The 12144-nt window shown below is 41.9% G+C and carries 8 protein-coding genes and 5 tRNA genes; 1 reads left to right on the plus strand and 12 read right to left on the minus strand.

Annotated features, from left to right (window positions below):
* Positions 1-28: 28 nt before the first annotated feature.
* The 3 genes from ATS75_RS08955 to pbp4b all read right to left on the minus strand — a co-directional run bounded on the left by ATS75_RS08955 (position 29) and on the right by pbp4b (position 5263).
* Positions 29-847, minus strand: coding sequence for a class I SAM-dependent methyltransferase (locus ATS75_RS08955; protein WP_058560108.1), 819 nt, complete (start codon positions 845-847; stop codon positions 29-31).
* A gap of 201 nt (positions 848-1048) precedes the next feature.
* On the minus strand, positions 1049-2425 hold the full coding sequence (locus ATS75_RS08960) for a Na+/H+ antiporter NhaC family protein (protein ID WP_058560109.1): 1377 nt from the start codon (positions 2423-2425) through the stop codon (positions 1049-1051).
* Positions 2426-2818: 393 nt separating this feature from the next.
* Positions 2819-5263: a penicillin binding protein PBP4B gene (gene pbp4b, locus ATS75_RS08965; RefSeq protein WP_058560110.1), complete on the minus strand. Its 2445-nt coding sequence runs from the start codon at positions 5261-5263 to the stop codon at positions 2819-2821.
* 677 nt (positions 5264-5940) lie between these two features.
* Between pbp4b and ATS75_RS08970 the strand changes: the two genes are divergently transcribed.
* Entirely contained in the window at positions 5941-6729 is a 789-nt protein-coding gene (locus ATS75_RS08970; protein ID WP_058560111.1) for a MurR/RpiR family transcriptional regulator, read from the plus strand.
* Between the two features lie 44 nt (positions 6730-6773).
* Here the strand turns inward: ATS75_RS08970 and ATS75_RS08975 are convergent, their stop codons facing one another.
* The 9 genes from ATS75_RS08975 to lysS all read right to left on the minus strand — a co-directional run bounded on the left by ATS75_RS08975 (position 6774) and on the right by lysS (position 12121).
* Positions 6774-7946, minus strand: coding sequence for a DUF1343 domain-containing protein (locus tag ATS75_RS08975; RefSeq protein WP_082665452.1), 1173 nt, complete (start codon positions 7944-7946; stop codon positions 6774-6776).
* 8 nt (positions 7947-7954) lie between these two features.
* Positions 7955-8890, minus strand: coding sequence for an N-acetylmuramic acid 6-phosphate etherase (gene murQ, locus ATS75_RS08980; RefSeq protein ID WP_058560112.1), 936 nt, complete (start codon positions 8888-8890; stop codon positions 7955-7957).
* 460 nt (positions 8891-9350) lie between these two features.
* Positions 9351-9427: transfer RNA gene (locus ATS75_RS08985), tRNA-Arg, on the minus strand.
* Between the two features lie 110 nt (positions 9428-9537).
* A tRNA-Arg gene (locus ATS75_RS08990) sits at positions 9538-9614 on the minus strand.
* Between the two features lie 62 nt (positions 9615-9676).
* Positions 9677-9753 (minus strand) — tRNA-Arg (locus tag ATS75_RS08995).
* Between the two features lie 45 nt (positions 9754-9798).
* Positions 9799-9875, minus strand: a tRNA-Arg gene (locus tag ATS75_RS09000).
* Between the two features lie 37 nt (positions 9876-9912).
* Positions 9913-10005: transfer RNA gene (locus ATS75_RS09005), tRNA-Ser, on the minus strand.
* A gap of 128 nt (positions 10006-10133) precedes the next feature.
* Positions 10134-10322 carry a hypothetical protein gene (locus tag ATS75_RS09010; protein ID WP_058560113.1) on the minus strand — a complete coding sequence of 63 codons (189 nt, stop codon included), beginning with the start codon at positions 10320-10322 and terminating at the stop codon, positions 10134-10136.
* 263 nt (positions 10323-10585) lie between these two features.
* Positions 10586-12121 (minus strand): lysine--tRNA ligase, encoded by a 1536-nt coding sequence (lysS, locus tag ATS75_RS09015; RefSeq protein WP_058560114.1) that lies wholly within the window; start codon positions 12119-12121, stop codon positions 10586-10588.
* Between the last annotated feature and the right edge of the window lie 23 nt (positions 12122-12144).

Genomic DNA, 12144 nt, shown 5'->3' on the forward strand with positions numbered 1-12144 from the left:
GTCCCGGCTTTTTTAATTACTTTATGTATTAACGCTTTTTAAATAGCAGCGTCATGCGGTTTGATTCACCCACTTTTTTAAATTTTTCTTTATCTCTGTCTGATTCAACATTTAATGACGGTGGTAGTGCCCATACGCCACGCTCAACGCCATCTACAATAATGCGGTCTAAGCTATTATTGTGAAAGTACGCTTCGGCGTCTAAATCAAACCCAGCCGCTTTTGCAACAGCAACCACGTGTGATTTAGGTAAATACCCTTTTTTAGCCGTTGCAACAGCGTCAACCCCTTCTGGCGCCTGATGTTGCACCACACCCAAGGTACCGCCTTTTTTAAGCATTTGATTGAACTGGCTAAATGAAGCTGCTAAATCATTACCGTTTTGCAGGCCGTGCAGCCCTCTGAACGTTAACACAACGTCTGCATTCATCGCTTTGGCATCAACCGCTGCTTTAGGGTCAAAATCTGCCATCGTCACGTTGCCATACACGCCTTTATTATCAGCGAGCTTTTCTTCAAACTTCACGCGTGAACGCTTGCGGTATTCTGAAGGTGTACTCATAGGGTAATGCGCAGCGACTAACTCGCCTTTTTCTTTTAGCATTGGCGCTAAAATTTCCGTGTACCACCCACCACCAGGCATGATTTCGATGACTTTGTCTGATGATTTAACACCAAAAAATGCGAGTGTTTGATATGGTTTGCGAAATTCATCACGCTGCTGGTTTGCGTCACTGCGGTGTTTATTATCGACATGGTGTTTGCCATGACCATCAGCAAGTGCACTTAATGGCATTGCTGCGCTTACAAGTAAAGCCAGAGGCAACATTAGTTTTGTTTTTTTCATTCTTATTTCCTTGAGCTAGTTAGATTTAATACGGTTATACACTCACAATCCGATTAAGGCTCACTGTTTGCGATAAAAAATTATTGATTTATTAACAAGGAGCAAGCCATCAATAAACGGCTATTTAACCACTTAGCTGGTCGAACACTACAAAAAAGCCTGCATCAATGCAGGCTTTTATCGGTTAATACAGCGCTCTCATTACAGCATAATAATGCTCGTCACCAAGTAAGCAACAAAGGTCAAGCCACCTGCAAACAAAGCGTATGGCATTTGTGTTTTAACGTGCGTCAGTAAATCGCACCCTGATGCCAGCGCTGATACTGCACTAGTGTCTGATATCGGCGAGCAGTGATCACCAAAGATGCCGCCACCTAAAATAGCCCCTACCACTAGCGATGGTGGTAAACCAAGCGCTTGAATAAGCGGTACACCGATAGGAATCAAAATCGCAAACGTGCCCCATGATGTGCCTGTGGTAAACGACATCACAGCTCCGGTTAAAAACAGCACCGGTACAATTAAGTAGATCGGCAAGTAATCACCAACCAGTGATGCCACAAACACACCTGTACCAAGTTCTTTTAAGCTTGCACCTAGTGTTAACGACAACAAAACAATACTCACCAATGGCAGCAGTTCACCCATGCCTTTAAAGCCGGTATCGACTAATTGATGGTGGGTAAATTGGCGTGAGCTAATCATTAAGCAATAAGCCACAACAATCGCCAGTACTGTGGCATACAAAACCGATTTAGAGCCGCTGCCCTCTGCCAGTACCCCATTACCCGTGTACAACATAAAGCCTACCATGCTAACAATCAGCGTTAGCAAAGGCACCAACATAAAGCGCGCTTTTGAGCCTTTAACTTCTTCTTTAAGTTCGTTTTTTTGTAACTCTAGTTTTTGCTCAGCCTGTTTCATTGGGCCGTGAACTTTGTCAAACGCAATGGTATAAAATACGATAACCAAGGTAATGATGGCATAAAAGTTAAACCCAACACTGCCCCACAGCACAGACACGGCTGACTCACCCAGTTCGTAGTTGCCTAATAAGCCAAGCACAAATGCGCCCCAACCATTAAGCAATATCAAAATACACACAGGCGCACTAGTACTATCAATTATATAAGCCAAACGCGCGCGGCTCATTTTAAATTTATCAAACAACCCGCGTGACACAATACCCGAGGTAAGCACGCTTAAGTTTGATTCGATAAACACCGCCACACCGGTAAACATGGTTAAAAAGCCCACTTGGCGTTTGTTTTTAGCGATGCCTTTATTCATCAACATGTTTACTGTGGCAGCAACACCACCTGATTCGCGAATATAGGCAAGTAACGCCCCGATTAAAATACTGAATATGAGTATACGGGTGTTACCCGGCGAGCTTGCCACCGAAATAATACGCTCAATGGTATTTAAAAATGTCGTAAATACGCTATTCCCATCGCCTTGCAAAGCGAGTAAGAACTCTGAAGATGCCACTGCAACAAGCAATGCCATAATCACTTCTTTTCGCCAAAACACGATAGCAATCGCGATCAGCGGCGGTAAAATAGAATACCAATGCATAAAACGTTAACCTTAATAATTAGTGAGTCATGCCCACTCTTATAGTTATGTGCCTTCAATTATATGATGAAGGGTAGAACAAACCTAGGACCTGTTTATCTCTGAGGTTAAATTTTCAGTTACATGTTTGGTTTTTAAACAAGACAGAGTGTATGTAGTGTGGTTGTGCCACATAAATAGACGATAACGCAGCATCAATGCCACACATGCACTGCCAGAAGGGTTATTCAGGCTACGGGCGATTAGCTCTTTGTCGCTCAATTTTTAGTAACCCATCAAGTTATCAACCTCTCGTCGCGTTTAAACGCCTCATAATTGAACAAACTTCAATCTTGAAAGGGTAACAGACTCAAGTAGCTTAATCGGTTGTGTAATAAACTCAACTTAATTCGACTAATGATTTAATATCGCTTCATAGATAAGCGAGATCACGGAGCCATATTTACCGGTTTCAAACTTTTTCCCGGCAAATTCATAGTGGATATCACCGCCTTCAACAGGCGTATGACGGGCATTGGTGAGTAAAATAATGGCTAAATCATAAGTCGGATCTATCACCGTAACCGTACCTGTCCACCCTGTGTGCCCATAAGCTTGCGGGCTTGCATAAGGGCCAAAGTGCCATTTACGCGCTTGATGACCTGCGCGGCGCCATCCTAGGCCATAGGTTTGGTTGGTCGGCTGAGGGGCAATAAACTGCTCAAGCACTTGGGCGGTAAATAGCTGCTTATTAGCGTAACCGCCACCATTTAGTAACACTTGTGCAAGCACGCTCAAATCACTCGCTGTGCTAAACAAACCTGCATGCCCTGCTACACCATCAAAGGAGTAATAGGCTTTTTCATCATGCACTTGGCCTTGAAGAACATCCGTGCGTATATTGTTAAACTCAATACGGCCACCACGGGTATTGCCTTGTAGTTCAGTGGCAGCAATTTGCTGTTTAACAAACCCTTTTTGCAACGGATTATACACGGTATGCGTTAAACCCAAGGGTCGATAAATATGACTTTCAACGTAGCTATCTAATGATTGCCCCGATAAACGCTCAACCAGTATACCTAACAACATGTAATCAATATCTGAGTATATATGAGCCACGTTGCGACCAGCTATAAACGGCACACCCGTTAGCAATAAATTTTTAGTGCGCACACTATTTTGTGAAAAAAACCGCTCACCTAACTTATTATCTTTACGGTGAAAATCGACCACAGCAGGAAAGCCTGCTCGATGAGTCAACAAGTCCTTAACGGTCCGCTGCTCTCGCCCATTACCTCTAAATTCTGGTAAGTAATTAGTAAGCGGTTTTTCAACATCTAACTTGCCTTCACTTGCCAGTCGCATAAGTGCAAAATTAGTGGCAAACATTTTTGAGTTAGAGGCAATATCAAATAGCGTATCGGCTTGCATTTTTTGTGGCTTAGCTAATAAAGTGCCATCACTGTGGTACTTTTTAGCATCACCATACTGGCTCAACTTGATTATTTGACCATGTTTTACCACTGCTAATACAGCACCTGGAAAGCCATTGTTTATCTCGTCATTTATTAGTTCATCAACAGCATCAAAGTTAATGTGTGTGCTTTGCCTATTGCTCAAAGTTGGATAAGGGAAACGCAACGTTAAACCCGCGCCCTCTGGCATTACGTTTTCAACTTTAAAGGTATTCACTCCATTGCGCGTGCGTTTAGCTAAACTGTATTGGTAAAGCTGCTGATGAGTAAGCGGGTCCGCAATATTGATTTTTTCACCGTTGATATAAATATCAGCGCTGATTGCGTCATCATTTTCAATGATTAATTCACCGTGCCCGCGATACGCTCTAAATGTCCCTCGGTCATTCACTAATGCTCGACTGCTTGGGTTTACAGCGGGAACTCTGGCAATAACCTGCGCATTCACTAGAGGCTTAATTGGCTTAGTGCTGCGCTTTTGCGCTTGGTGATATTGCTGCATTAACTGCGCTACTTTTTCAGGAAAGTACTTCTCAAGCAAAGCAAACAACACTGATGCAGTGCGCGCATCTGCATCGCCACTGACATGCCAAGGTAAAAAATGCATTTGAAACGCGTTTAAGGTATCGAGCGTTTGAGGGGTTAATTGGTTACTTGGCTGCACATTATAGCCATAATCTCGTAACGCTTTTTGCATTAATACAATTGAAGGCTTTACCACACTAAAGTGCTGCCAATATTTTTCAACAGTCTCGTTGTCATACCAAGCGCCAATACCCGCTTGGTATAGTTGATACCATGGAAAGCGAGGGCCTGGGTCATTTTCGCGACTCGGCGCAATATCAGCATGGCCAACAACCTGTGTAGGCCCTATATCAGGGTTGCGTTCTAAAATTGCCTTACTAAGTTCAATTAATAAGGCAATTTGCTCTGCATCATAATCAGGATAAATACATAGCTTGGAGGCACTGTTATGCTGCTGAAGGGCTGTATTTAACTCTGGGGCATGACATGTTGGCGTGTTCACAATTTCAATACCAATGGCATGATCGTTGAGTTCATTTCGCCCTTGCCAAAAACTCGGGCCAGCATGCAAGGCTCTATATTGTTCATCAACCAGCTGAATTATTTTGAGCGTGTTATTAGGGTAGCTAGGATCGTCTTGGGCCGGTAGTAAATAATGTGCACTTGCTTCGCCTTTTTGCGTTAACCGAGTCAAGGATGTATTGAAATCGGCTCCGGTGTAATGCATCACCAAAAATTTAACACGGTGGCTATAATTTTCAGATTGCGAGTACTCATAGAGTGAAGAAGCGCAGCTCATCAAAAAAAGTGCGATGATAAATAAACTAACTTTCTTAAACCAAGAGACAAACGTCATAGCTTTCTCATTATAAAAACAACGAATTACCACCCAATTTATGTGGCGACTTTATATATACAGCCCGTTAAGCATAACGCCAATTTAGGTGGTTTTCTATTTTTATAACCGAGAGCTAATTCAGCGTTAAACGCAATAATGAAGAGAAGCTGAAGCAATTCAAAGCGACTAACAAAGCGAGTCGCCCCCAACTTACAAAAATACTTTATTTATTAACACACTCAAATTAGTAAATAAGATAAGTAACCTGAACTATGGATAATAAATATATCTCCAGCGGCTACTTTAAGCGCTAACTGCGTTGAATTTACTTGCAATAGATCAGCTATTGACGCATAAATTCGCCTTGTTACCCCTGACAGTCTCCGGCTGGAGACTTATAAAAAATTATTATTTAATATCAATATATTAGTACATCGCTTAACCAGAGTTCAAGTTAAACAGTCAATTTGAACAACCTCATAATAACTATAAAGTAACACTGCAAAGATTGAGAGTATTGAACATATTTATGAATAAAAATGAATTTTTTTAGACGTTACAACCACAGCTATAAGAATAATATATTCAACCTAATGAAATTCTATTTACAGACAGCAACAAATGAACCCAAAACAAGTACAAACTTATTCTATTTAATGCTATAAAGACGGCAAATACCTTAATAAGTGAGTAGTATGTCCACTTTTGTTAAAATCAAAGCGTTACGCCCGTCTCTCTCGAGCAGTGAAGAAAAACTAGCAGACTTCACATTAACTTCAGCAAACGCTATTAGGGATCTTTCCTCAATTGAGTTGGCTAAAGCCGCGGGTGTTAGTCAATCGAGCGTTGTTAAGTTTTCTCAAAAGCTTGGTTACAAAGGCTTCCCTGCCTTTAAATTAGCCGTTATCGATGCGTTAAATGGCGAGCCGTCTGAGCCTAAACCTCAGGGCAAAATCACGCGTAATGATACCATTGAACAATTAAGTGAAAAACTGATCAGCAACCAACATGCTGTACTCAGCGAAACTAAAAACCTCAATGAAACAGCGGCATTTGAACACGCAGTTGCGTTAATTAAAGCGTCTAAACACATTTTAATTTGTGGTGATGATGAGTCGGCGCTAATAGCAAAAGGGTTTTCACACAAACTGCAACAACTTGGCATGCCTGCAATCGCAGAGCTGGATCGCGCTATGCAACTTGCTTATGCAAAAACGCTTGGCAAAAACGATTTAGTCATTGCGATCACTGAATCTGGTAATAATGAAAACATTTTAAATATCATTAAATGTGCAAAGCAAAGTAACTGCAATTTACTATCACTCACTCAGTTTGGCAGTAACCCTGTTGCAAATGTAGCTCACATAAAACTGTATACTATTACACAAGAAAAGTCGGGGCGACTGCAGGCTATCTTGACTCGCACAGCGCAAGATTTTGTGATTGATATGTTACTGATGTCACTTACACAATCAGCGCGTTAAACACTCAACAACCTAAGCACTTGTATTAAGGCCAGTTAACTGGCCTATCGATATAATAAATACGGCGCACGCTGTAAATTAAAACGCTTAAGCGCAGGCTGCCAGCTTTGCTTTATACGTTCCTCTGAGTGCCCAGCTTCAATAGCTAAACGCAATGTATCTGTGCCTGCAAGCTTATCCATAAAGCCTTCTCGTTCGAAGAAGGTGAGGTTGTTAGCTTTTAATTGCCTGTAAGCAGAAATAAAAAGCCCTAACTCAAGCCCCTTAATATCACTTTGGCGTAAATCGAGTCCAAGTACCTCAACACCTTTAAATTTAGGGTGCATTGCTGCTCCTTTGATAGCACGAGGCGCAAACTTAAAGTCACCTAATGGTACAGGCGAGAAACCAATAACTTGAAATGGAAAATCAGTACCGCGACCTATTGAAATTGGCGTCGCTTCAAAAAAACATAACGAGGGATATAAACGAACCGACTGAGCATTCGGTAGGTTAGGGCTTGGCTTTATAGGTAATTGATATGGGGTGTTACGGGTGTAATTCGCGACAGGTATAACGGTTAAATCTAATGTATCTGCACTGCTGATCCAACCTTCACCTTTAATCATTAAGGCCAATTCTCCCACTGTCATGCCATGTAAAATAGGAATTGGGTGCATACCCACAAACGATCGAAACTTAGGATCTAATACTGGCCCATCTACATAAGCGATATTGGGGTTTGGCCTATCTAAAACAATAAACTTAATATTATGCTGTGCGGCCGCTTCCATCATGTAATGCATAGAGCTGATATAGGTATAAAAACGCACTCCTACATCTTGAATATCAAAGAGAATGACGTCTAACTCATCAAGCTCACCAGTGGCTGGCTTTTTATTGCTGCCATAAATTGACACTATTTTAATACCTGTTTTGCTATCAACGGCACTTTTAACATGAGCACCCGCATCATGATCGCCGCGAAAGCCGTGCTCAGGTGCAAAAATAGCCTTTACGTTCATACCCTGTGCCTGTAAAAAATCAACAAGATGCTGACCATCAAGGTGCGAGGTTTGATTAACAACAACGCCAATGTTTAAGCCTTTTAAGGCGGGTAGGTAAAGTTCATGCTGTGCGGCCGCAACAATGGGCTGTCCTTGCAATAGTGTGGTTGCTGCAACAGAAAACTGCACACACCCTATATAAATAAACAGTAATAAAAATAGACGAAGCATTGCTTGCATTATAACTCCACAGCTTGACGTAAAAAACCACCAGATTGATTGAGGAGCTGTTCTGCGTGTTGTGCACTTTTCCCCGTTAAAACCATTAATATCGCGAGTTTAGCATTTTGCTTAGCATCATTTAGTGCATCGACCGCTTGCTGGTGCGCACAGTTCGTTGCCTGCATCACAATACGCACAGCGCGAGCATGCAGTTTTTCATTACTTGCCTTCATATCAACCATGAGGTTTTTATACACCTTGCCTGAGCGAATCATACTCGCTGTACTTAACATATTTAACACTAATTTTTGGGCGGTGCCTGATTTCATGCGAGTTGACCCTGTAATCACTTCTGCACCAACAACCGTACAAATCTCCACATCTGCAAGCGCTATTAACTGTGAGTCTGGATGACAAGTGAGCCCCACGGTGCAACACCCTAGGGTGTTTGCGTAATTAATGGCGCTTAACACATAAGGCGTTCTGCCACTTGCAGCGATACCCACAACCACATCGTGTGAATTTAAGTGAATAGCCTTTAAATCATCAACAGCTAAATACGGATTATCTTCGGCTCCTTCGATTGCTTTTTTAAGCGCTGTTTCACCACCAGCAACAATGCCGAGCACGTGTTGTTCATTAACACTAAAAGTAGGTGGGCACTCTGCTGCATCTAATACACCTAAACGGCCACTGGTTCCTGCCCCTATATACACAAGCCGCCCCCCTTTTTTAAATGCAGTTACAATGCATTCAACAGCTTGGCTTATTTGAGGAATAACCCGCTTAACAGCGTCGGCCACTTTTTGATCTTCGGCATTTATTTTATGTAATATTTGCGTGCTATCGAGCAAGTCGATATTTAAAGTTTCAGGGTTTTGTCCTTCACTCGAAATCTCACTTAACTCATCAATAAGCGTGCGCTGTTGTTCAATTGTATTTTCAGAGTCCATCGAATCATCCTATTAAGTCTGTTAGCAAACATTTAAATGCAAGGTTAATCCAAATAAATTTGTAATATCTATGGTTGTCTCATTAATGTGGTTTGGTGAATGTATAGTCGTATGCCGCAACTAATAGCTTAGCACAGTGGCACTTGAGTTATATAGAAAGTGGTGGGCGCAGGACGTATCTTGTAAGAGTGAACCTCCGACTGTTTGTCGCGGCTTTGATTCTTTTAAGCACATGCCAAATTTTAGACATAAAAAAACCGACTTCCGTCGGTTGCTTCTTTCTTACATCTTTCTGTAAATGTATAAAAAGTGGTGGGTGCAGGACGTATCTTGTAAGAGTGAACCTCCGACTGTTTATCGCGGCTTTGATTCTTTTAAGCACATGCCAAATTTTAGACATAAAAAAACCGACTTCCGTCGGTTGCTTCTTTCTTACATATTTCTGTAAATGTATAGAAAGTGGTGGGCGCAGGAGGATTCGAACCTCCGACCGCCTGGTTCGTAGCCAGGTACTCTATCCAGCTGAGCTATGCGCCCACATTCTATTTCGATTTTAGGGTCTTTTCTGACGTTTATACCGTATTTGGCATAAAAAAACCGACGCATGTCGGTTACTGCTTTCTATAAAATTTAAAAACTATAGAAAGTGGTGGGCGCAGGAGGATTCGAACCTCCGACCGCCTGGTTCGTAGCCAGGTACTCTATCCAGCTGAGCTATGCGCCCACATTCTATTTTAATTTTAAAGTCTTGTCTGACCTGCTAGCTTGCAATAACTAGTTTAAAAGTGGTGGGCGCAGGAGGATTCGAACCTCCGACCGCCTGGTTCGTAGCCAGGTACTCTATCCAGCTGAGCTATGCGCCCACTTTTTATTTGCTAATTTAAACTCTAAGCAGAGTGCGTAAAGGATGGTGGGCGCAGGAGGATTCGAACCTCCGACCGCCTGGTTCGTAGCCAGGTACTCTATCCAGCTGAGCTATGCGCCCATTCTTTACATTACAAGAAACCATTTATTAAAATAAATGGCGGAGAAGGAGGGATTCGAACCCTCGATAGAGCTACAAACCCTATACTCCCTTAGCAGGGGAGCGCCTTCGGCCACTCGGCCACCTCTCCGTCTTGTGGGGCGTATAATAAAGATTTCAGAAAATATGTCAAATACTTTTCTTGTTAAAAGCGGTTGTTCGGTTAGAGAATATGCATTAGAACAAAAAACACACGTTTTAAGCTTGATGATTAAACAGTTATGGCTTTTCTATTTCGCTGTTGATACCAAGTACGGGTACTAAGTCTGCCGACAGCTGCGCTAAATATTGATCCTGATAACCCAGCTGTTGAAACTCCGCAATGCAGGCACGACAATATAATTGCCTTTGCTCATCATCAGTGTAACGACTTAACATATCTTTAGGCTGCTGTTTTTTATCTTTCATACCAAATCCATGTAATAAACATACTTTAGGGTTAAACTAAAAAATTAAAACACGTACTTTACGCTTTGTTAGAAGCGAAGAGTCTAGTCTAAATAAATTACATTGCTAAATTTAAATAACACATATTTAACATTTTTTTATTTTGTAATAAATTTCAATACATTAAAAAAATAAAAAATGGTGATTAATGTCGATTATTTAAATTTCTCTAACAAAAACGCCGCTAGAGTAAGCGGCGTTTTATAGCTTATTTAAAAATAAACTTAGTCAGCTTGCGGGCGCATGTGCGGGAACAAGATAACGTCTTTGATTGTTGATGAGTCAGTAAACAACATAACTAAACGGTCGATACCAATCCCTTCACCTGCAGTTGGCGGTAGGCCATACTCTAGTGCGCGAATATAGTCTTCATCGTAATGCATTGCTTCATCATCACCCGCATCTTTTTCTTCAACCTGACGCGTGAAACGCTCTGCTTGGTCTTGTGCATCGTTAAGCTCAGAGAAACCATTTGCAAGTTCGCGACCGCCAACAAAGAACTCGAAACGGTCAGTAACAAATGGGTTTTCATCGTTACGACGTGCAAGTGGCGATACTTCCCACGGGTAGCCAGTAATAAATGTAGGTTGGATAAGCATGTGCTCAGCCGTTTCTTCAAATATTTCACACAGGAATTTACCAGGGCCCCATACACAGTTTTCAGGGATTTTAACGTGTACTTGCTTAGCGTACGCTTTTAATTCTTCAAAGTGGTTTTCTGGGTCGTTAAATACCGCTGCATCAAACTCAGGGTTATACTTTAAGATTGCATCTGCCATGCTTAAACGAGTAAACGGTTGACCAAAGTCGTACTCAACAGAGTCGATCACTTCACCGTTTTCGTCTTTAGTAGTATTAACCACAATTGGGCTGCCAAGTACGTTTGTTGCCACTGTTCGTAACATGTCTTCGGTGATATTCATTAAGTCGATGTAATCAGCGTATGCTTGGTAGAACTCAATCATAGTGAATTCTGGGTTGTGACGCGTTGATAGCCCTTCGTTACGGAAGTTACGGTTAATTTCAAATACGCGGTCAAAACCACCTACCACCAGGCGTTTTAAGTAAAGCTCTGGTGCAATACGTAAGTACATGTCGATATCAAGGGCATTATGGTGAGTCACAAATGGACGCGCCGTTGCGCCACCAGGAATAACCTGTAGCATCGGTGTTTCTACTTCCATAAAGTCACGGTCAGCTAAGAAACGACGAATACCTTCAACCACTTGTGAGCGAATACGGAACGTCTCACGCGTTGCTTCGTTGGTGATCAAATCAACATAACGTTGGCGATACTTCGTTTCTTGATCTGATAAACCATGGAACTTTTCAGGAAGTGGACGTAATGACTTAGTAAGTAATTCATACTCTGTCATTTCTACGTATAAGTCGCCTTTACCTGATTTATTAAGCGCACCTTTAACACCAATGATGTCACCGATATCTAATTGACCGTATTTTGCTTTTAAATCTTTTTGTACATCTTTTGATGCATACGCTTGCACACGGCCTTTCATATCTTGAATAGACATAAACGGACCACGCTTGGCAAGGATACGTCCAGCAATTGATACAACATGCTGAAGCTCTATTAGCTCTTCTTTCGATTTATCACCAAACTCAGCCTGCAAATCTGCCGTGTAATGCTCACGACGGAATTGGTTTGGATGACCGTTGGCTGGGCAATTTTCGCGAATAGCGTCTAATTTGCCACGACGCTCAGCGATTAACTTATTTTCGTCTTGGATTTGATCAGTCATTTTTTAGCTCTTTTTTAGCTTGG

Source organism: Pseudoalteromonas sp. H105, from assembly GCF_001469215.1.
GTDB lineage: Bacteria > Pseudomonadota > Gammaproteobacteria > Enterobacterales > Alteromonadaceae > Pseudoalteromonas.